23 protein-coding genes are annotated in these 18,472 nt (G+C 61.3%); 4 read left to right on the top strand and 19 right to left on the bottom strand.

The window, feature by feature from the left end:
- Positions 1 to 60 precede the first annotated feature (60 nt).
- Both pip and dtd read left to right on the top strand, forming a co-directional pair.
- Entirely contained in the window at positions 61 to 1,032 is a 972-nt protein-coding gene (gene pip / locus EA797_RS20105; RefSeq protein ID WP_122168515.1) for a prolyl aminopeptidase, read from the top strand.
- The gene (gene dtd, locus EA797_RS20100; RefSeq protein WP_122168513.1) at positions 1,032 to 1,469 is read left to right on the top strand and encodes a D-aminoacyl-tRNA deacylase; all 438 of its coding nucleotides are present in this window, start codon (positions 1,032 to 1,034) and stop codon (positions 1,467 to 1,469) included. Before pip ends, dtd begins: the two co-directional genes overlap by 1 nt.
- Positions 1,470 to 1,493: 24 nt before the next feature.
- On the opposite strand, the gene EA797_RS20095 is transcribed toward dtd, so the two are convergent.
- The 10 genes from EA797_RS20095 to ubiE all read right to left on the bottom strand — a co-directional run bounded on the left by EA797_RS20095 (position 1,494) and on the right by ubiE (position 7,942).
- The gene (locus EA797_RS20095; RefSeq protein ID WP_122168511.1) at positions 1,494 to 1,913 is read right to left on the bottom strand and encodes a UPF0158 family protein; all 420 of its coding nucleotides are present in this window, start codon (positions 1,911 to 1,913) and stop codon (positions 1,494 to 1,496) included.
- 101 nt (positions 1,914 to 2,014) lie between these two features.
- Positions 2,015 to 2,722, bottom strand: coding sequence for a 16S rRNA (uracil(1498)-N(3))-methyltransferase (locus EA797_RS20090; RefSeq protein WP_122168509.1), 708 nt, complete (start codon positions 2,720 to 2,722; stop codon positions 2,015 to 2,017).
- Entirely contained in the window at positions 2,719 to 3,522 is an 804-nt protein-coding gene (tatC, locus tag EA797_RS20085) for a twin-arginine translocase subunit TatC (protein ID WP_122168507.1), read from the bottom strand. The genes EA797_RS20090 and tatC overlap by 4 nt, the downstream gene beginning before the upstream one ends.
- Positions 3,519 to 3,908, bottom strand: coding sequence for a Sec-independent protein translocase protein TatB (gene tatB / locus EA797_RS20080; protein WP_122168505.1), 390 nt, complete (start codon positions 3,906 to 3,908; stop codon positions 3,519 to 3,521). The genes tatC and tatB overlap by 4 nt, the downstream gene beginning before the upstream one ends.
- Positions 3,909 to 3,914: 6 nt before the next feature.
- Positions 3,915 to 4,145 carry a twin-arginine translocase TatA/TatE family subunit gene (tatA, locus tag EA797_RS20075; protein ID WP_122168503.1) on the bottom strand — a complete coding sequence of 77 codons (231 nt, stop codon included), beginning with the start codon at positions 4,143 to 4,145 and terminating at the stop codon, positions 3,915 to 3,917.
- A gap of 25 nt (positions 4,146 to 4,170) precedes the next feature.
- Positions 4,171 to 4,503, bottom strand: coding sequence for a phosphoribosyl-ATP diphosphatase (locus EA797_RS20070; RefSeq protein WP_122168501.1), 333 nt, complete (start codon positions 4,501 to 4,503; stop codon positions 4,171 to 4,173).
- Positions 4,496 to 4,891: a phosphoribosyl-AMP cyclohydrolase gene (hisI, locus tag EA797_RS20065; protein ID WP_122168499.1), complete on the bottom strand. Its 396-nt coding sequence runs from the start codon at positions 4,889 to 4,891 to the stop codon at positions 4,496 to 4,498. Before hisI ends, EA797_RS20070 begins: the two co-directional genes overlap by 8 nt.
- 50 nt (positions 4,892 to 4,941) lie before the next feature.
- Positions 4,942 to 6,552 carry a ubiquinone biosynthesis regulatory protein kinase UbiB gene (gene ubiB / locus EA797_RS20060; RefSeq protein WP_122168497.1) on the bottom strand — a complete coding sequence of 537 codons (1,611 nt, stop codon included), beginning with the start codon at positions 6,550 to 6,552 and terminating at the stop codon, positions 4,942 to 4,944.
- Complete coding sequence (locus EA797_RS20055) at positions 6,549 to 7,172, bottom strand: ubiquinone biosynthesis accessory factor UbiJ (RefSeq protein ID WP_122168495.1); 624 nt, start codon at positions 7,170 to 7,172, stop codon at positions 6,549 to 6,551. Before EA797_RS20055 ends, ubiB begins: the two co-directional genes overlap by 4 nt.
- Positions 7,172 to 7,942 (bottom strand): bifunctional demethylmenaquinone methyltransferase/2-methoxy-6-polyprenyl-1,4-benzoquinol methylase UbiE, encoded by a 771-nt coding sequence (ubiE, locus tag EA797_RS20050; RefSeq protein ID WP_122168493.1) that lies wholly within the window; start codon positions 7,940 to 7,942, stop codon positions 7,172 to 7,174. Before ubiE ends, EA797_RS20055 begins: the two co-directional genes overlap by 1 nt.
- A gap of 178 nt (positions 7,943 to 8,120) precedes the next feature.
- On the opposite strand from ubiE, the gene EA797_RS20045 reads away from it, so the two are divergent.
- On the top strand, positions 8,121 to 8,399 hold the full coding sequence (locus EA797_RS20045) for a polyhydroxyalkanoic acid system family protein (RefSeq protein ID WP_122168491.1): 279 nt from the start codon (positions 8,121 to 8,123) through the stop codon (positions 8,397 to 8,399).
- A gap of 100 nt (positions 8,400 to 8,499) precedes the next feature.
- Here EA797_RS20045 and EA797_RS20040 read toward each other — a convergent pair whose 3' ends face one another.
- The 5 genes from EA797_RS20040 to trmL all read right to left on the bottom strand — a co-directional run bounded on the left by EA797_RS20040 (position 8,500) and on the right by trmL (position 13,955).
- The gene (locus tag EA797_RS20040; RefSeq protein ID WP_122168489.1) at positions 8,500 to 8,874 is read right to left on the bottom strand and encodes a gamma-butyrobetaine hydroxylase family protein; all 375 of its coding nucleotides are present in this window, start codon (positions 8,872 to 8,874) and stop codon (positions 8,500 to 8,502) included.
- Between the two features lie 78 nt (positions 8,875 to 8,952).
- Entirely contained in the window at positions 8,953 to 10,296 is a 1,344-nt protein-coding gene (gene hslU, locus EA797_RS20035) for an ATP-dependent protease ATPase subunit HslU (RefSeq protein ID WP_122168487.1), read from the bottom strand.
- A 28-nt stretch (positions 10,297 to 10,324) separates the two neighbouring features.
- Positions 10,325 to 10,861, bottom strand: coding sequence for an ATP-dependent protease subunit HslV (gene hslV, locus EA797_RS20030; RefSeq protein ID WP_122168633.1), 537 nt, complete (start codon positions 10,859 to 10,861; stop codon positions 10,325 to 10,327).
- Between the two features lie 139 nt (positions 10,862 to 11,000).
- Complete coding sequence (locus tag EA797_RS20025) at positions 11,001 to 13,364, bottom strand: FdhF/YdeP family oxidoreductase (RefSeq protein ID WP_122168485.1); 2,364 nt, start codon at positions 13,362 to 13,364, stop codon at positions 11,001 to 11,003.
- A 129-nt stretch (positions 13,365 to 13,493) separates the two neighbouring features.
- The gene (trmL, locus tag EA797_RS20020) at positions 13,494 to 13,955 is read right to left on the bottom strand and encodes a tRNA (uridine(34)/cytosine(34)/5-carboxymethylaminomethyluridine(34)-2'-O)-methyltransferase TrmL (protein WP_122168483.1); all 462 of its coding nucleotides are present in this window, start codon (positions 13,953 to 13,955) and stop codon (positions 13,494 to 13,496) included.
- Between trmL and EA797_RS20015 the strand changes: the two genes are divergently transcribed.
- A complete protein-coding gene (locus tag EA797_RS20015; RefSeq protein ID WP_122168481.1) occupies positions 13,954 to 14,424 on the top strand; it encodes a hypothetical protein in 471 nt (156 codons plus the stop codon). The genes trmL and EA797_RS20015 overlap by 2 nt on opposite strands.
- Before the next feature lie 22 nt (positions 14,425 to 14,446).
- On the opposite strand, the gene ntrC is transcribed toward EA797_RS20015, so the two are convergent.
- The 4 genes from ntrC to EA797_RS19995 all read right to left on the bottom strand — a co-directional run bounded on the left by ntrC (position 14,447) and on the right by EA797_RS19995 (position 18,289).
- Positions 14,447 to 15,886, bottom strand: a complete 1,440-nt coding sequence (ntrC, locus tag EA797_RS20010) for a nitrogen regulation protein NR(I) (RefSeq protein WP_122168479.1) — start codon at positions 15,884 to 15,886, stop codon at positions 14,447 to 14,449.
- Positions 15,883 to 16,965 (bottom strand): nitrogen regulation protein NR(II), encoded by a 1,083-nt coding sequence (gene glnL / locus EA797_RS20005; protein WP_122168477.1) that lies wholly within the window; start codon positions 16,963 to 16,965, stop codon positions 15,883 to 15,885. Before glnL ends, ntrC begins: the two co-directional genes overlap by 4 nt.
- Positions 16,966 to 17,132: 167 nt before the next feature.
- On the bottom strand, positions 17,133 to 17,765 hold the full coding sequence (locus tag EA797_RS20000; RefSeq protein WP_122168475.1) for a DUF4124 domain-containing protein: 633 nt from the start codon (positions 17,763 to 17,765) through the stop codon (positions 17,133 to 17,135).
- Positions 17,762 to 18,289, bottom strand: a complete 528-nt coding sequence (locus EA797_RS19995; RefSeq protein ID WP_122168473.1) for a DUF4124 domain-containing protein — start codon at positions 18,287 to 18,289, stop codon at positions 17,762 to 17,764. The genes EA797_RS20000 and EA797_RS19995 overlap by 4 nt, the downstream gene beginning before the upstream one ends.
- Between the last annotated feature and the right edge of the window lie 183 nt (positions 18,290 to 18,472).

Below are 18,472 nucleotides of genomic sequence, written 5' to 3'. Positions count from 1 at the left end.
TTATGATGCCGGAAACGTCAGGCGGGACTTCAAGCCCGCGCACCGACCACGGAGTGTGCCATGCAGACCTTGTATCCGGAGATCAAACCCTACGCGCGGCATGAGCTGGCGGTGGAAGCGCCGCATGTGCTTTACGTCGACGAGAGTGGTTCACCGGAGGGCCTGCCCGTGGTGTTCGTGCATGGCGGCCCGGGTGGCGGTTGCGATGCGTTGAGCCGGCGCTTCTTCGATCCGAACCTGTATCGCATCATCACCTTCGATCAGCGCGGCTGCGGCCGCTCAACGCCTCACGCCAGCCTTGAAAATAACACCACCGCGCATTTGATCTCCGACATGGAGCACATCCGCGAGCATCTGGGCGTCGATAAGTGGGTGCTGTTCGGAGGCTCATGGGGTTCGACATTGTCACTGGCGTACGCTCAGGCTTATCCCGAACATGTGCATGCGCTGATCCTGCGCGGCATCTTCCTCTGCCGGCCCAAGGAGTTCTCCTGGTTCTATCAGGAAGGTGCAAGTCGCCTGTTCCCCGATTACTGGCAGGATTTCCTGGCGCCCATTCCCCCTGAGGAGCGCGGCGATCTCATGCAGGCTTTCTACCGGCGCCTGACCGGCACCGATCAGATTGCGCAGATGCATGCGGCGAAGGCGTGGTCCTGCTGGGAGGGGCGTACGGCTACGTTGCGGCCGAACACCCAGGTGGTCGATCGGTTCTCAGATACCCATCGTGCGCTGGCCATGGCTCGTATCGAATGCCATTACTTCGTCAATGGCGCATTTCTCGAACCGGATCAACTATTGCGAGACATGCACAAGATCGCGCACCTGCCGGGCATCATCGTCCACGGTCGCTATGACGTCATATGCCCCCTGGAGAACGCCTGGGAACTGCACGAGGCCTGGCCCAACAGCGAACTCCAGATCATCCGCGAGGCCGGCCATTCAGCATCCGAGCATGGCATCTGCGACGCCCTGGTTCGTGCGGCGGCCGATATCGCCCACCGCCTGCTTGACCTGCCGCCTGAGGAAGCCTGATGAAGGCGCTGATCCAGCGCGTGCGTCACGCGCGGGTCGAGGTTGCAGGTGAGGTGGTCGGAGGCATCGACCAGGGCTTGCTGGTCTTGATTGGGGTGGAGCGTGGCGATGATCGTGCCCGCGCCGACAAGCTGTTGCACAAGCTGCTGCGCTACCGCGTATTCAGCGATGAGCAGGGCAAGATGAACCGCTCGCTGACTGACATTGGCGGCGGTCTGTTGCTCGTCTCGCAGTTCACCCTGGCCGCGGACACTGGCAGCGGCCTACGGCCCAGTTTTTCCAGTGCGGCCCCGCCTGTGCAGGGCGAAGAACTCTACGACTACATGCTCGCCCAGGCGCACTTACAGCATGCGCAAGTCGCCTCCGGGCGCTTTGGCGCCGACATGCAGGTACATCTTCAGAACGATGGACCGGTGACCTTCCTGCTCGAGAGCTGAACGGCTGCGGCGAGGTAACCGCTTTCAGCGCTTCGATGCTTCGAGCCCGTTCTCCTGCAACCAAGTGATCGCATAATCGCGGAGCTGGACGGTTTGATAGTCCAGCCACGCCTGGCGCGCTTGCGGAAAATCCTCCAGTTTGAAGTCGAAGTTCCTCAGTGGCTTGCGACCTTGAAGGGCGCTACTCAGCAATGCATGCGCATTGGGGTCGTTCAAGGTGAAGAGAAACGCCTCCCGCATTGCGATTGACTGAGCCAGCCCGAGCGGCTCTATGTGCAGGTAACGGTCGTCCTGCACGTCGTACTTCTCATTGACACCCGGTGCGGGATCGCCGGGGAAGACTGCGCGAATATTGCCGGACTCCAGATCCAGATAGTGCTCACTGGCATCCTGGTTATCCAAGGCGTATTCCAAGCGGTGAAGATCTATGGTCAACGGGCGCATGGCAAACAACTGTGATTAGGGTTCACAGTTTGTGACAGGTACGCACCGAATGCGTGCAATACGTTCATCGGTACTGCCTCGCATTCTTCAACGACCAATGGTCAGAACAGACGTGCCAGCAAGGCGCTGACAGCTGTCTCGACGCGCAGAATCCGCTCACCTAGCTGTACTGGCTGCAGACCGGCGGCTGTCAGTTTTTCGATTTCGTAGGGTATCCATCCACCTTCCGGCCCGATCGCCAGCGTCACCGGCTCGTCGAGCGCGCGAGGGCAGGCTGGGTAGTCGCCGGGGTGCCCGATCAGCCCGCGTGTACCCTTGACCAACTGCGGCAGCCGGTCCTCGACGAAGGGTTTGAAGCGCTTCTCAAGGATTACCTCTGGCAAGACCGTGTCCCGCGCTTGCTCCAGGCCGAGCAGCAGTTGCTCGCGAACGGCATGCGGCTCAAGAAATGGTGTCTGCCAGAAGCTCTTTTCCACCCGGTAGCTGTTAAGCAGCACCAGTCGCGGCACGCCCATGGATGCAGCCGTCTGGAGTACGCGACGTAGCATCTTCGGCCGTGGCAGGGCGAGCAATAGGGTTATCGGTAATTTTGCCGGCGGCGCCTGCGTCAGTTCTACCGTCAGCTCCGCTTCGGCCTGCTCGAGGCGTACCAACCGTCCCACCCCCATACCGCCGCCGAGCAGGCCAACCCGCAAGCTTTCGCCGGCTTCGGCACGATGGACCTCCTGGATGTGCGTCAGGCGGCGATCACGCACCACCACCCGATCGGCGGCGACGAAGTCGGCCGCTTCCAATAGCAACAGGTTCACGGGCGTGAAGCAGGCGGCTGGTCGCCGGTATGCGTCTGACCATCGTCAGCATCGCCACGGAATTCCTCGTCGCGTTTCTTGACCATGCTGCCGCAGATCAAGCCGGCTTCGAACAGTATCCACATCGGCACGGCGAGCAGCGCCTGGGAGAACACATCCGGTGGGGTCAGCACCATCCCGACCACGAAACAGCCGACGATGACATATGGCCGGCTTTTACGAAGCGTGGCGACATCGACGATGCCAACCCATATCAGCAGAAAAGTCGCCACCGGGATCTCGAAGGCCACACCAAAGGCAAAGAACAGCGTCAGTACGAAATCCAGGTACTGCCCGATGTCGGTCATCATGGCGACGCCTTCCGGCGTCACGCTGGCAAAGAAGCCGAACATGATCGGAAAGACGACGAAATAGGCGAAGGCCATACCGCCGTAGAACAGAAAAATGCTGGAGATCAGCAAGGGAACCGCAACGCGCTTCTCGTGCTTGTACAGGCCTGGCGCAATGAAGCTCCAGATCTGATGCAGGATCACCGGCATCGAGAGGAACAGCGCCACCATCATGGTCAGTTTGAAGGGCGTCAGGAACGGCGAGGCTACCCCGGTTGCGATCATCGTCGCGCCTTCGGGCAGATAGGCACGCAGCGGTGCGGCTACCAGCGAGTAGATCTGCTGGGAGAAATAGAACAACGCACCAAACAGCAGCAGGATTGCGACCACACAACGCAGCAGACGCTTGCGCAGCTCTGTCAGATGGGCAACGAGCGGCATTTCCTGGTCATCAGTGGAGGTCTTGCTCATGGTTCGGCGGGTCTGTCCGGACGTGGTACGGGAGCCGTTTCGGCGGGCTTGGCTTCTTCAGCCGGCGAGGTTGCGCTGAGATTGGCTGCATCCGGCGGAGGGGTGGCCGATTGTGGGGACGGGCTGCTGGCGCTCGGAGAGCTGGGCATGATGCTTTGCTTCATCTCCCGCTCGAGGTCGAGAATGCGCTCGTTGTGCAGCTGACGGCGTATCTCGTCTGCGCCAATCTCGCGCTCGACCTCTGACTTGATGTTGGCAAAGCTGCGCTTGGCCCGGCCGATCCACAAGCCGGCGGTGCGCACGGCACCAGGCAAGCGCTCCGGCCCCAGTACAAACAGCGCCACCAGGCCGATCAGCAGCAGTTCAGTGAAGCCGATATCGAACATGGCGCGTCAGTTCTTCTTAGTCGGATCTTCGACCTTGCGGGCCTCGGCATCGATCGTGTGGCTCTGCTTCTCTTCCACGCTGGGCTTTTCTTCATCGGTGCCCATGGATTTGCGGAAACCCTTGATCGCGTCGCCCAGGTCGGAGCCCAGGCCCTTGAGGCGCTTGGTGCCGAAAAGCATGACAACGATGAGCAGAACGATCAGGAGTTGCCAGACGCTGATTCCACCAAAACCCATGCTGCAGTACTCCGTAGTTGTTTTATCAGGATTGTGGGCGTGCGGCTTTTTCCGCGTGCCCAGATAGACCGAATCGCCGGTCCAGTTCGTCCAGTACCGCCTGCGGATGCTGATCCAGAGCGGCCAGCATTACCAGGCTGTGAAACCAGAGGTCGGCAGTCTCATAGATCAGGTTGCTGGCGTCGCCGCTGGCAGCTGCATCCTTGGCGGCCAGAATCGTCTCGACCGACTCCTCGCCAACCTTCTCGAGAATCTTGTTCAGGCCCTTGTGATACAGGCTGGCCACGTAGGAGCTGTCCGCCGCTGCGCCCTTGCGGGCTTCCAGAACTTCAGCCAGTCGGGCGAAGGTGTCAGTCATGCTTGTGCTCCGCGTAAATGGCGTGCGGGTCTTTGAGGACAGGTTCGACAGTCTTCCAGTCTCCATCATCGAACACGCGATAAAAGCAGCTCTCGCGGCCCGTGTGGCAGGCGATGCCGCCAATCTGCTCGACCATCAACACGACCACGTCGGCATCGCAATCGAGGCGAAGCTCATGGAGATGCTGCACATGCCCCGATTCCTCCCCCTTGCGCCACAGCTTGCCACGCGAACGTGACCAATAGATGGCGCGATTTTCTGCCGCCGTCAGAGCCAGCGCTTCGCGATTCATCCAGGCCATCATCAGGATGCGTCCGGTCTGATGATCCTGGGCGATAGCCGGCACCAGGCCGTCTTCGTTCCAGTTGATTTGGTCCAGCCAGTCCATCGAATTCTCCGCTCAATGCCCTCAAGTGTGCCAGCCTCGCCGACCGCTGGCTATCGGCGCACCACGATGTATATGCCAGCGGCCAGCATCAGCCAGGACGGCCAGCTGACGACCAGCGAATAGCTTTCGGCGCTCGCTGCCAGCGTCGCGCCGCCGCCCAGCAGCACGGCACCCACGAGGCGCAGCGGCCAATGCCGTCGCTCATTTCGCCAGGGTGGCGGCAAATTGTGCGCATGGGGATTGGACATGCGCTCGAGCAGCTCGCGGGTCATGCCAGCCAGATGCGGCAGCTGTTCGACCTGTGCCTGAGCATTCTTGAGCAACTGCTTGGGGCTCATGCGCTCGCGCATCCAGCGCTCGAGGTAGGGTTGGCCGGTGGCCCAGAGATCCAGCTCGGGATAGAGCTCGCGTCCCAGCCCCTCGATGTTCAGCAAGGTCTTTTGCAGCAGCACGAGCTGCGGCTGGACCTCCATATTGAAACGTCGGGCAACCTGGAACAGGCGCACCAGCAACTGGCCGAAGGAGATGTTCTTCAGCGGTTTTTCGAAGATAGGCTCACAGACTGTGCGGATCGCTGCCTCGAACTCGTTGACTTTGGTTTCGGCCGGCACCCAGCCCGAGTCGATGTGCAGCTGTGCCACCTTGCGGTAGTCGCGCCTGAAAAAAGCCATCAGGTTTCGTGCGAGATAATCCTGATCTTCCGGCGTGAGGCTGCCAACGATGCCGAAATCAACAGCAATGTACTGGGGGTTCCAGGGCTGGTGGGTGCTGACGAAGATGTTGCCGGGGTGCATGTCGGCGTGGAAGAAGCTGTCGCGAAAGACCTGGGTGAAGAAAATCTCCACGCCACGTTCGGCCAGCTGTTTCATGTCGGTGCGCTGCTCGGCCAGACGAGCCATGTCCGTAACAGGTACGCCGTATATTCGCTCCATCACCAGCACTTGTGGGCGGCACAGATCCCAGTAGACCTGGGGCACGTACAGCAGCGGCGAACCCTGGAAGTTGCGCTTGAGCTGGCTGGCATTGGCTGCCTCGCGCAAAAGGTCTAGCTCGTCGTAGATGGTTTTGGCGTAGTCGTCGACCACTTCCACCAGGTGCAGGCGGCGCGCTTCGTTCGAGGCGCGTTCGGCGGTCTTGGCCAAGAGGAACAGCCAGGCGATGTCCTGACTGATGATGGGCCGCAGGTTCGGTCGCACGACCTTGACCACCACTTCTTCACCGCTGCGCAGTTTGGCAGCGTGGACCTGGGCGACCGAGGCAGAGGCCAACGGCTTGCTGTCGAAGCGGGCGAACACCTCGCCCACGGGAGCACCAAGCTGACGTTCGATCAGCGCCGTAGCAATCGCAGAGTCGAAGGGGGGCACCCGGTCCTGCAACATCGCCAGCTCTTCGGCGATGTCCAGCGGTAGCAGGTCACGACGGGTCGAGAGGATCTGGCCGAACTTGATGAAGATTGGGCCAAGCCCCTCCAGTGCCAGGCGCAGCCGCGCGCCACGGGACAGCTCCGAGTTGCGCCGTGGCAGCCAGCGCCACGGCAGCAGGTAGCTGCTCGCGCGCAGCCACCAGGGCATCGGCAGGTCGAGGATGATGTCGTCCAGGCGGTAGCGGATCACCACCAGCAGGATGCGAAACAGGCGGCGAGTCGCGGCGAACAGCTTCATTCGGATCGGTCTAGTTTCAGGGAGTGGGTGAGCCGCTCGACGCGGGCTTCGAGTCGGTCGAGGTCGAGCTTGATGTGGTCGAGTTCAGCGAACCGGGTTTCGGCTTCGGCATGACCCACCAGCGCACGCGACTCTTCGTTGAGGTAGTCGGCAAGGTCCTGACGCAGGCTCTCTGCGCTCTTACGGACCCATGCTGCCTGGCCACGCACGCCGGACCCAAGCAGTTGAGTGGCGACCGGGCCGAGCAGGCGGGACACTTCATATTCCCAGTCCAGATCGAGATCCTGCAGTACTTCGGCAAGGCTCATCAGGGCGCTGCTGTCGCCGTCTATCTCGACGTCGGGGCCGTGCAGGATTGCCGTCTTGTTGCCACTGGTAGCCAGACGAACAAGGCTGCTAGCGGGGGCGCGCAGACGGCAATCGGGTTCGCTGCCCCAGTCTTGGGCAAGGCGCAGGCCTTCGCTATCTGCGAGAACGAACAACCGCCAGGCCGGCGCCGTGCAGTCGATCTCAATGATGCGACCGTTGAGCCTGGCCAGCCGCGGCAGGGCAGTGGGGTCCAGGCGCAGCGCGGCATTGATCGCTCGCTCGGCGCCGGCCAGCAGGGCAGCGCGCAACATCAGGGTTTGATGCCGCGGTGCAAGGCGACGATGCCGCCGGTCATGTTGTGGTAGGTGACTCGCTCGAAGCCGGCATCAGCCATCATGCCTTTGAGCGTCTCCTGGTCCGGGTGCATGCGGATCGATTCGGCGAGGTAGCGATAGCTTTCCGAGTCGTTGGTGATCAGCTTGCCCATCATCGGCAGCAGGCTGAACGAATAGGCATCGTAAGCCTTGGAGAACAGCTGGTTCGTGGGTTTGGAAAATTCCAGCACCAGCAGCCGGCCGCCGGGTTTGAGTACCCGCAGCATGGAGGCGATGGCGTCTTCCTTGTGCGTCACGTTGCGCAAGCCGAAGGCGATGGTCACCACATCGAAGTGGTTATCGGGGAAGGGCAGCTTTTCGGCGTCAGCCTGGACGAACTTAACGTTCCCAGCCACCCCCTTGTCCAGCAGGCGGTCGCGTCCGACCTTGAGCATCGAGGCGTTGATGTCGGCAAGGACCACTTCGCCGGTGGGGCCGACGATGCGCGAGAACTGGCGCGCCAGATCACCCGTGCCGCCGGCAATATCGAGTACACGGTTGCCGTGGCGTACACCGGACAGCTCAATGGTGAAGCGCTTCCAGAGGCGATGCACGCCGCCGGACATCAGGTCGTTCATCAGGTCGTACTTGGCGGCTACAGAGTGGAATACTTCGGCCACTTTTTGCGCTTTCTCGCTCTCCGGCACGTTCTTGTAGCCGAAGTGAGTGGTGGGCTCTGCGTCACGCTCTTTGCGGGGATCGGTCATGTCACTGTCACCGGAAGAATGTGTCGGCATTCTAAACCTAAAAGTGATGGCGAGCGCGAAGGGGCGAGCGGCAAGTCAGCGCAGCGGAGTCAGGCAGGCAACCGTCCCGACAACCGGTGACCGGATGCCATGGCTGCTATAGTGCGCGCCTTTTTTTGGTCAGTAGGCAGGAGTGGTCATGGCTCGCATCATCGTTGAACGCACCCACACCCTTGGTCGAGCGCTGGCGCGCGAGAAGGCAGAAGTGTTGGCAGCGAAGTTGGCGAGCGATTACGGCGTGCGCTGCGAATGGCAGGGTGATGTGCTCGAAGTCCGGCGAAGCGGCGCGGATGGCCGTATAGAGGTAGAGGATGATCGGGTCCGTGTGCTGCTGAATCTGGGCCTGCTGCTGTCGGCGATGGGTAGCAGCGTAAAGGCGCAGATCGAACATGCTTTGGACAAGGCGCTAAAGGTCTGACCTGTTTTCGATGCAGGATTGGATGGCGCCTTCACCCATCCGGACCCTGCCGGTGGATCGATGAGGCGCGATCCACCTTGCGATATTCACTTCAGTCGCTTTAGAGCATCATCTTCACTGGGGAAATGTCCGGGTCACGCGATTTTCCTGCGGCGGCCAGGGCATCGAGATAGTCCTGCCACATCTGCTGTTGATTGCTCGCCAGCTGGTACAGGTAATCCCAGGTATACAGCCCGCTGTCATGGCCATCGCTGAAGGTCAGCTTCAACGCGTACTGACCAGCCGGCTCGATGCCCTCCAGCGCGACATTGATCTTTCCCGTCTGCAGAATCGGGTTGCCGTGACCCTGGACCTCGGCAGAAGGAGAGTGCACCCGAAGGAACTCGGCCGGCAGGACGAACCGTTGCTCGGGGCCATACTCAAGCTCGAGGGTCTTGGAAAGCTTGTGCAGCTTGATAGCGGTGGGAATGCGCATGCGGTGGCTCCAGGCTGCCGACGGCGGGCCAGACGCCGTGCATGCCTGCGCACAACGTCTGGCCCGTCATCGTGCCGATCAAAGAATGTAGCGCGACAGGTCTTCGTCTTCGGCCAGCTCACCGAGGTGACTGTTGACGTAGGCGGTGTCAATGCGGATAGGTTCGCCGTTCTGTTGACCAGCGAGATCACCGGCGCTGAAAGAGACTTCTTCCAGCAGGCGCTCGAGCAGGGTATGCAGGCGGCGCGCACCGATGTTCTCGGTCTTTTCGTTGACCTGCCAGGCGATCTGCGCCAAGCGCTTGATGCCGTCCTCGGTGAATTCGATGCCCAGCCCTTCGGTCTTCAGCAGCTCACGATACTGCTCGGTAAGCGAGGCGTGCGGCTCGGTAAGGATGCGCTCGAAGTCTTCCGGCGACAGCGCCTTGAGCTCGACGCGAATCGGCAGACGACCCTGCAGCTCGGGTACCAGATCACTGGGCTTGGACAGGTGGAAAGCGCCGGAGGCGATGAACAGGATGTGGTCGGTCTTGACCATCCCCAGCTTGGTGTTGACCGTGCTGCCTTCGATCAGCGGCAGCAGGTCGCGCTGTACGCCTTCACGGGACACGTCAGCGCCGCTGGTGTTGCCGCGTTTGGCGACCTTGTCGATCTCGTCGATGAAGACGATACCGTGCTGCTCGACGGCTTCCAGTGCGCGGGCCTTGAGCTCTTCTTCATTGACCAGGCGCGCGGCTTCTTCATCACGAACCAGTTTGAGCGCGTCCTTGATCTTCAGCTTGCGGCTCTTCTTCTTGCCCTTGCCCATGTTGGAGAAGAGGCTCTGCAGCTGATTGGTCATCTCCTCCATACCGGGCGGCGCCATGATCTCTACGCCGCCTGGGTTCTCAGCGACCTCGATATCGATTTCCTTGTCGTCGAGCTGGCCCTCGCGCAGGCGCTTGCGGAACAGCTGACGGGTGTTGGAATCGTTGTTCTGCATCGGCTCTTCGCTGAAGCCCACCGGGCGCGCCTGAGGCAGCAGAGCATCCAGGATGCGTTCTTCGGCGGCATCTTCGGCGCGATGACGCATCTTCACCACTTCCTGCTCACGCAGCATTTTCAGCGCAGCATCGGCCAGATCGCGGATGATCGACTCGACGTCGCGGCCTACGTAGCCGACTTCGGTGAACTTGGTCGCCTCGACCTTGATGAAGGGCGCATTGGCCAGCTTGGCCAGGCGACGGGCGATTTCAGTCTTGCCAACACCGGTCGGGCCGATCATGAGGATGTTTTTTGGCGTCACTTCAGGGCGCAGTTCGGCGGAGAGCTGCATGCGCCGCCAGCGGTTGCGCAGGGCGATGGCGACGGCACGCTTGGCGTCGTCCTGGCCGATGATGTGGCGGTTGAGTTCGTGGACGATCTCGCGGGGCGTCATGGACATGGTGCGGTACTCCGGGGCTCGGGGGCCATCAAACGGCGCTGTCGAGCTCCTCGATGGTGAGATTCTGGTTGGTGAAGACACAGATGGTGCCGGCAATGTTCAACGCGGTTTCGGTGATGTCCTGGGCGGACATGCTCTGGTCGCCTTTCTGCATCAGCGCCATGGCCGCAGCCTGAGCGAAGCCGCCGCCCGAGCCCATGGCGATCAGATCGTTCTCTGGCTGCACGACGTCGCCGTTACCGGTGATGATCAGCGATGCGTCCTTGTTGGCTACGGCGAGCATGGCTTCCAGGCGGCTCAGCGAACGGTCGGTACGCCAATCCTTGGCCAGCTCGACAGCGGCGCGAACCAGGTGACCCTGATGCTTTTCCAGCTGGCCTTCGAAGCGTTCGAAGAGGGTGAAGGCATCAGCCGTGGCGCCGGCGAAGCCTGCCAAGACCTGCCCGTGATAGAGGCGGCGCACCTTCTTGGCGTTGCCCTTCATCACGGTATTGCCAAGGGAAACCTGGCCGTCGCCGCCCATGACGACTTTGCCGTTGCGGCGTACTGAAACGATGGTGGTCAAAAGAAAATCTCCACGCAATGGGGCGATGAATGCCCGAATGCGCTTGATATGGGGGACGCCGCGGCGCATTTCAACCGGTGACAGGATTCACTCGGCAAAGCCCCGGCTCATGGCCGGGGCTTGATTCGGGGCGGGTGGTTCAGGCAGCACCGACTCCGGCCGGTGGGTCAGGCTCGATCGGAACCTTCGGATCGTCGGTGAACGCAATCACCTTGCGCAACCGGACCGGGATCGACTTGGCTGCCGGGACCTTGCTTCGCTCGGCATGGTGCCAGACCGGCAGCAACGCATTGCATTCGGGGTAATACCCGGCGCAACAACCTTCGGGAATGTTGTAAGGGGTCACGCGCAGGGGGCCGACCGACCGGTGCACGCCGTCGTGCACCACGGTGACTGCCTCAATCTTGTCGCCTTCGGCCAGCCCGAGCCGCGCCATGTCGTTGCTGTTCATCAGAATCACCGCACGGGTGCCCTGAATGCCGCGGAAACGGTCGTTATAGCCATACACCGTGGTGTTGAACTGGTCGTTACTACGCAGCGTCATCAACTGCAGCACGTCTCGCTGCTCATGACCACCTTCTTCGGTGTCCGGGTCTTCGGACAGCGAAGGCGGATTGATGAAGTTGGCCTTGCCGGTCTCGGTGTCCCACTCGCGTTTGCTAGCGCCCAGTGGCCGATGGAAGCCACCCGGCTCCATCATGCGCACGTTGAAGTCGTGAAAGATCTCCGGGTAGCTTTCGGCGATGGCGTCGCGCACCAACCCGTAGTCACCGACCCAGGCATCCCAGTCGAGGTGCGCGTTGGTTTGCAGCGAAGCTTTGGCCAGCCTCGCGACAATGGCCGGTTCCGACAGCAGCATGTCACCCGCAGGTTCTGCTACGCCGCGCCATGCGCGAATGCAGCCGGTGCTATCTTCGGTGGTGTTGCGCTGCTCGCCCGTGGCCTGACGATCGATCTCGGTGCGTCCCAGGCAGGGCAAAATGTAGGACACCTTGCCGGTCACCAGGTGATTGCGATTGAGCTTGGTCGACACCTGAACCGAGAGTTGCAACTGGCGCCAGGCCGGTTCCATGCGCAGCGTATCCGGAATCGCGCGGACAAAGTTGCCGCCCAATGCAATGAAGCCTTTGACCTTGCCAGCAAGAATGCCCTCGCAGGCCTCGATCGTGTTCATGCCGTCATCGGCAGGCGGCTCGAAGCCGAACTGGCGGCGCAAGTTGTCCGCCGGGACCTTTTTTGCCTTCTCGGTGATGCCCACGGTGCGCTGGCCTTGCACGTTGGAGTGGCCACGAACGGGCAGAATGCCTGCGCCTTCCTTGCCCATGTTGCCGCGCATCAGCAGCAGGTTCACGATCATCTGGATGGTCTGCACCCCGTATCGGTGCTGTGTCACGCCCATCCCGTACGCCGCGATGACGCGCTCGCAGCCGGCATAACCCACCGCTGCGGCCTCCATGGCTCCGCGGGTCAGGCCGGAGCGGCGCTCGAGTACTGGCCAGCTGTAGCTACGCATGCGGGCCTCGAAGTCTTTGAAGCCATGGGTGTGTTCCTCAATGAAGGCTACATCCAGCACCCTTGGGCGGCCGGTGGCTACGGCAGCATCGTCCATTTCGAACAGCGCCTTGCACATCCCGGCGATCGTAGCGATGTCGCCGCCGATCTTCACTTGATGATACTGAGTGCTTATCTTGGTTTCGTCCGGGGTCATCATTTCCCGCGGCGACTGGGGATTTACGAAGCGCTCGAGACCCCTTTCTCGCAGAGGATTGAAGGTAATGATCGGCGCGCCGCGCTCGCGGGCTTCCTGCAGCTGATGGAGCATCCGCGGGCTGCACGTGCCGGTGTTCTGGCCGAAGAAGAGCATGCCGTCCATTTTGTGCAGATCGTTCAGAGTTACGGTGGCCACGGGCACGCCGATGCTCTCGGGCAATGCGACAGACGAGCTCTCATGGCACATATTGGAGCTGTCGGGCAGGTTGTTGGTCCCGTACAGGCGCGCAAGGATGGCGAACATGTACGCGGTCTCCAGCGAAGCCCGGCCAGACATGTAGAAGACAACCTCGTTGGGGTCGGCCATCGCCTTGAGCTCTCTGCCGATTTCCTCGAAGGCCTGATCCCAGCTGACTTCGACATACTTGTCCGAGGCGGGGTCGTAGCGCATTGGGCGGGTGAGCCGGCCCTGCTGTTCGAGATCGAAGTCGGTCCAGTTCAGCAGTTCGGTCACCGTGTGGCGGGTGAAGAACTCGGGGCCACATCGGCGCGAGGTGGTTTCCCAGGCGGTGGCCTTGGCGCCGTTCTCGCAAAAGGCCAGCGGCCTCGATGGGTGCGGTTTGGCCCAGGCACAGCTGACGCAGGCGAATCCATCGATGGGCTTGTTCTGTTTAAGCAGCAGCGCAGCGCCTGAAAGCCGCACCTTTTCGCGGATGAGGATATTGGCGACCGAAAAGGCGGAGCCCCATCCCCCGGACGGTGCATGGTAGGGCTTGAACGTTGGCTGGCTCACGTCGTTCTCCTGTGCGAGGCGGGAGGCTCCCGCTGCGGCATGTAGCGTCAAATGACTACTAGGTACGACGTGGTGGGGATATGAATGTTCAACCTCACTGATGACAGGGTTTTGCCGGCGCTACGCTTGTTACTCGAGCGCAAAATCCAGCTGCCGCCAGGCCTCGTATACCGCAACGGCTACGGTATTGGAGAGGTTCAGGCTGCGACTGTCGGGCCGCATAGGCAGCCTTAGTCGTTGCTCATTGGGCAATGCATCGCGAATCTCCGGCGGCAGGCCGCGGCTTTCAGGACCGAAAAGAAAGGCGTCTCCGCGCTGGAATTGCACTTGGTGGAATGGCTGTGAGCCCTTGGTGGTGAAAGCGAACAAACGAGTTTGGCCAATGCTTGCCAGGCAGCTGTCCAGATCCGGATGGCGTTGCAGGGGCGCGTATTCGTGATAATCGAGTCCCGCGCGGCGCAGGCGTTTATCGTCCAGCTCGAAGCCAAGGGGTTCTACGAGATGCAGGCTGCAGCCGGCATTGGCGCAGAGCCTGATAATGTTGCCGGTATTCGGCGGGATTTCCGGTTGAAAAAGGATCACATGGAACATGCGCGGCACCGACTCTGAAGACGATCGGCATTCTACTGCGGCAGGCGGCCCTGCGGCAGGCGACCCCGCGTATGAGAACCCGCTACCTCGCTTGCGGCGACGCTATTTCGCCTCGCTGGTGCTGCTCGGGTTGCTGCTGGGTTCTTTTATAGGCCGTGTCACGGCGCCTGGGCCGGTACAGTTGCTGCGTGTCGAGCCGGTTCCAGGTGGCTTGCATGTCTGGTTCGACCGCGAGCCGGAGCTGTATAGCCAGGACGTCGACGGTGCAGTCGGCATGCTGTTTCAGGCCGAGGGCAGTGCTGCGAATGGTCGACTTGAAAGCGCAGGCACCAATGTGAGTTGGCGCGTGCAAAACACTGAGAAAGGGCTGCTGCTGCATTTCGTTGCAACCCGCCCACTCACCGCCGAATGGGATGGCAAGAAGCAGGACGGGGACTGGCTGCTGCAGGTGCGGGTCGCGCCACGCTGAACGAAACGCGACCCCCGTTCGGTCAGCTGTCGTCACCTTCGTCGTCATCGCCACCATCAGCGCCCATGCCCAGTTCCTTTATCTTGCGAGTCAGGGTGTTGCGGCCCCAGCCCAGCAGCAGCGCCGCGTCCCGACGGCGGCCTGCGGTGTGCTTGAGTGCGGTTTCGATCATGATCCGCTCGAATGCCGGGACTGCCTCATCGAGCAGGTTCGACTGACCACGCGACAGGGCCAGGTCGGCCCAGTGGCGAAGCGCCTGTTCCCAGTTGTTCGAGGGCATGGCGTCGGCGGGCTGGCTAAGCAGCTCCGGCGGCAGGTCGCTGACGTGCACTTCACGCCCCGATGCCATGACCGTTATCCAGCGGCAGGTGTTCTCCAGCTGGCGCACGTTGCCCGGCCATGGGAGGCTCTGCAGATACTCCTCGGTTTCCGGCTTGAGCAGCTTGGTCTCGACCGATAGCTCTGTTGCGGCATTGGCGAGGAAGTGCCCGGCCAGCGTCGGGATGTCCTCGCGCCGATCAGACAGGCGGGGGATATGAATGCGAATGACGTTCAGGCGGTGAAACAGGTCCTCGCGGAACTTACCGGCCTGTACCAGGGTTTCCAGGTCCTGGTGCGTAGCGGCGATGATCCGGACATCGACCTTGACCGGCGTATGTCCGCCGACCCGGTAGAACTCGCCGTCGGCCAGCACGCGCAGAAGCCGGGTCTGGGTGTCGGCAGGCATATCGCCGATTTCGTCGAGGAAGAGGGTACCGCCGTCAGCCTGCTCGAAACGCCCACGACGTTGATTCGCCGCACCGGTAAAGGCGCCTTTCTCATGCCCGAACAGTTCGGACTCCATCAGATCCTTCGGGATGGCCGCCATGTTCAGCGCGATGAAGGGTGAGGCCGAGCGCGGACTGTGACGGTGCAACGCGTGTGCGACCAGTTCCTTGCCGGTGCCTGACTCGCCGTTGATCAGAACGGTGATATTAGAATGGGAGAGGCGGCCGATGGCGCGGAAGACCTCCTGCATCGCTGGGGCTTCGCCGATGATTTCCTGTGTCTGGCGCTGATCCGCTGGCGCCTTGCCAAGGCCTTGCTGCTCCTTGGCGTGCTGGTAGGCGCGCTTGACCAGCGACACCGCCTCATCCACGTCGAAGGGTTTGGGCAGGTACTCGAACGCACCTCCCTGGTAGGAAGCCACTGCGCTGTCGAGGTCGGAGTGCGCCGTCATGATGATCACGGGCAGACGCGGATAGAGGTCACGGATCTGCGCCAGCATGTCGAGGCCGCTCACCCCAGGCATGCGAATGTCGGAAATGATCACGTCCGGCTGCTGGCGAGCAAGTTTCGCCAGCACGCTATCGGCGCTGTCGAAGCTCTGGGTAGTGATGCCTTCCTGCTGCAGCGCTTTTTCCAGCACCCAGCGGATGGAGCGGTCATCGTCGACAATCCAGACAGTTTCGCTGCGGCTCATGCGGTAGGTGCTCCTTGTTCCAGCGGCAGGAAGATCGAGAACGCGGTGTGCCCGGGATGGCTTTCGCATTCGATCAGCCCCTGGTGCTGACTGATGATGTTCTGGGTGATGGCCAGTCCGAGCCCGGTGCCGTCCGGGCGACCGCTGACCATCGGGTAGAAGAGGGTGTTCTGTAGTTCGGCTGGGATGCCCGGCCCGTTGTCGATGATTTCGATGCGTGAAACGAGGCGGTGACGGATGTGGCCGATCGTGAACTGTCGCAGGGTGCGGGTACGCAGGGTCAATCTTCCAAGGCCAAGCTCGGTCTGCGCGGCCAGTGCCTGCATGGCGTTGCGCATGATATTGAGCACAGCCTGGATCATCTGTTCGCGGTCCATCAGGACCTCTGGAATGCTGGGGTCGTAATCGCGCACCAAAATGATGCTGCCTTGGCATTCGGCTTCGATGAGGCTAGCCACATGTTCCAGCACCTCATGAATATTGGTCATCGAAAGCGATGGCAACTTGTTCGACCCAAGCATGCGGTCAACCAGATTACGCAGCCGGTCAGCCTCCTCGATGATGACGCCGGTGTAGTCTTTAAGGTGCTCTTCGGGAAGCTCCCGAGCCAATAGCTGGGCTGCACCGCGGATACCGCCCAGCGGGTTCTTGATTTCGTGGGCGAGCCCGCGGACGAGCATCTTTGTGGTTTCCTGCGTCGACAGCTGGGCCTCTTCCTTGGTGATGCGCAGCAGGCGGTCTCGTGGCAGTACCTCCAACAGCAGCATCGTCTCTTGCTTCGTTAACACCGGTGTCACGGCGTAGTCGACGGTGAGTGACTGGCCGCTCGCTGAGGTCAGGGTCGCCTCGCGCTTGGTGAACGGATGCGCTTCTTCGACGGCCAGACGCAATGCGGCCAGTGCTTCGGAGGATTCGGTGAAAAGCTCGCTGATGAACTGACCATGGCTTCGCTGGCCGCTCACGGCGAGCAGCATCTCGGCTGCCGGATTCATGTACTCCAGGCGCAGGCGTGAATTGAGCAACAGCGTGGCGGTGGTGAGATTCTCGATCAGCAGGCGCTGTAGGGCTTCGTTGATCATGGCAGTCTGCATCCGGTATGTGGGACTGGAAATGCAAGAAGCAAACCAAAGCGCTCCTTTTCGGCGCGGCACCGCGCATGCTGGCGCTCCAGACCGGGGCGTCTTTCGAAAGATGAAGCTGTGGTCGAGATGGGTAAGCCTATGCACCAATCAGGTGCATAGCATGTTCACAGAAAGGGCACGAAGGGAATATCTTTCTTCTCTTTTGGTTTGTCCTTGATCGGACATTCCGGGCGAACGCCGTAATCGGCCTTCTTGCAGGGATTGACCATCCGTCGCTGCGCAAGCGAAGTGCGCATCATATAGACCGTTATCGGTGCGCTGCTCTGCACCGTCTCGCCCTTGATGTCGATAACCTCGGCTATCAGCTGATGACTACCTCGATCCACGTTCTCCAGAGCTATGGCTGGACTTACATCTGGCTCGGCAGCCGCAGCACCATCCATTAGCAGACGATATCGGTGACCAGGATGCAGTGGCGGATCGCTGGTTACGCTTACGGTTAACTCACCCGCATTGTTGCGGATAGTGGCCTCTGCCTCCGGCTGCACGATTGCGACCGACGCATAACTTGGCGTCGGCGCCTTCATGACCTTTACCGGTGGTTGCGCAAGCGGGACCGGCTGCGCGGGCATGCTGTTGGAAGGTTTGGTGTCGACCGGCTCTGCTGCGCGGCCGCCGGGGCGATCGGTGAAAACCCGATTGCCATCGGCGTCGGTGTAGCTATAGATCGCAGCGGTTGAGGGAAGGGAGAGAACGAGCAGAAGCCCAAGCACTCCCAAGCGCAGGCCCCGGCTCATCGACGAGCCGGGCTGGAGGTATGGACGCGCTGGACGGTGAACTGCTCCTGAGCACGTTGCACGACCTGGCCTCCATCGAGCACTTCGACTTCAAGGACGTGCGTGCCGCGGTCTACGTTGTTCAACTGCAAGACTGTCCCGCTGCTCGGTTTGCCCTGTGGCTCGCCATCCAGCAGGAAGCGAACCTGATGGCCCTGCCTCAGCGGCGGATCCAGTTGCGCATTGACCACAAAGGTTCCGTTGTTCGCGCGCAACGCTTGCTCATCCGGAATGCCTCCGATAGATAAGCTGCTGTAAGGCTGCTGCTGACCTTGACTGCTTTGCTCGTTGGGCAGTGGCGGTGGCGGCTCTGGCGTCTTGATATTCACCGTATTGGCCGGCGGCAAGTCTACCGTGTCTGCCGAGACACCCTCCGGCGGCTGATTGGTGTAGACCGTGTTGCCCTTGTCGTCGGTGTACTTGTAGATCTGGGCCATGGCAGGCGCCATGAGAACGAGTAGCAGGCTGAACAATGCAATGCGCATGGGAAGCTCCGCGGGGTTGGATGCAGGAAGCCTTGCACCGTGCTGACGGCTAGGCAAGTACAAGCGTTGCGAATTGGGAGGGACGCCACCATCGGTACTGCTCGGAGGCATTGGCGTCATAGCCTAATGACAGCTCAAAACGAAAAAGCCTCCCGAAGGAGGCTTTTCTGTCACACGGACTGG

Source organism: Stutzerimonas zhaodongensis, from assembly GCF_003696365.1.
Classification (GTDB): Bacteria; Pseudomonadota; Gammaproteobacteria; order Pseudomonadales; family Pseudomonadaceae; genus Stutzerimonas; species Stutzerimonas zhaodongensis.
This window is presented reverse-complemented; position numbering and strand designations above follow the sequence as displayed.

Coding starts and splice junctions, on each gene's coding strand:
- EA797_RS20015 (WP_122168481.1), top strand. CDS start 13,954: ATGCGCGGCACCGACTCTGAAGACGATCGGCATTCTACTGCGGCAGGC.
- glnL (WP_122168477.1), bottom strand. CDS start 16,965: ATGATCAACGAAGCCCTACAGCGCCTGCTGATCGAGAATCTCACCACC.
- EA797_RS20070 (WP_122168501.1), bottom strand. CDS start 4,503: ATGACTGACACCTTCGCCCGACTGGCTGAAGTTCTGGAAGCCCGCAAG.
- EA797_RS20040 (WP_122168489.1), bottom strand. CDS start 8,874: ATGCGCATTCCCACCGCTATCAAGCTGCACAAGCTTTCCAAGACCCTC.
- hisI (WP_122168499.1), bottom strand. CDS start 4,891: ATGGACTGGCTGGACCAAATCAACTGGAACGAAGACGGCCTGGTGCCG.
- EA797_RS19995 (WP_122168473.1), bottom strand. CDS start 18,289: ATGCGCATTGCATTGTTCAGCCTGCTACTCGTTCTCATGGCGCCTGCC.
- EA797_RS20045 (WP_122168491.1), top strand. CDS start 8,121: ATGGCTCGCATCATCGTTGAACGCACCCACACCCTTGGTCGAGCGCTG.
- EA797_RS20095 (WP_122168511.1), bottom strand. CDS start 1,913: ATGCGCCCGTTGACCATAGATCTTCACCGCTTGGAATACGCCTTGGAT.
- ubiB (WP_122168497.1), bottom strand. CDS start 6,552: ATGAAGCTGTTCGCCGCGACTCGCCGCCTGTTTCGCATCCTGCTGGTG.
- EA797_RS20000 (WP_122168475.1), bottom strand. CDS start 17,765: ATGAGCCGGGGCCTGCGCTTGGGAGTGCTTGGGCTTCTGCTCGTTCTC.
- trmL (WP_122168483.1), bottom strand. CDS start 13,955: ATGTTCCATGTGATCCTTTTTCAACCGGAAATCCCGCCGAATACCGGC.
- ubiE (WP_122168493.1), bottom strand. CDS start 7,942: ATGACCGATCCCCGCAAAGAGCGTGACGCAGAGCCCACCACTCACTTC.
- EA797_RS20055 (WP_122168495.1), bottom strand. CDS start 7,172: ATGTTGCGCGCTGCCCTGCTGGCCGGCGCCGAGCGAGCGATCAATGCC.
- tatB (WP_122168505.1), bottom strand. CDS start 3,908: ATGTTCGATATCGGCTTCACTGAACTGCTGCTGATCGGCCTGGTGGCG.
- tatA (WP_122168503.1), bottom strand. CDS start 4,145: ATGGGTTTTGGTGGAATCAGCGTCTGGCAACTCCTGATCGTTCTGCTC.
- tatC (WP_122168507.1), bottom strand. CDS start 3,522: ATGAGCAAGACCTCCACTGATGACCAGGAAATGCCGCTCGTTGCCCAT.
- ntrC (WP_122168479.1), bottom strand. CDS start 15,886: ATGAGCCGCAGCGAAACTGTCTGGATTGTCGACGATGACCGCTCCATC.
- hslU (WP_122168487.1), bottom strand. CDS start 10,296: ATGTCCATGACGCCCCGCGAGATCGTCCACGAACTCAACCGCCACATC.
- dtd (WP_122168513.1), top strand. CDS start 1,032: ATGAAGGCGCTGATCCAGCGCGTGCGTCACGCGCGGGTCGAGGTTGCA.
- pip (WP_122168515.1), top strand. CDS start 61: ATGCAGACCTTGTATCCGGAGATCAAACCCTACGCGCGGCATGAGCTG.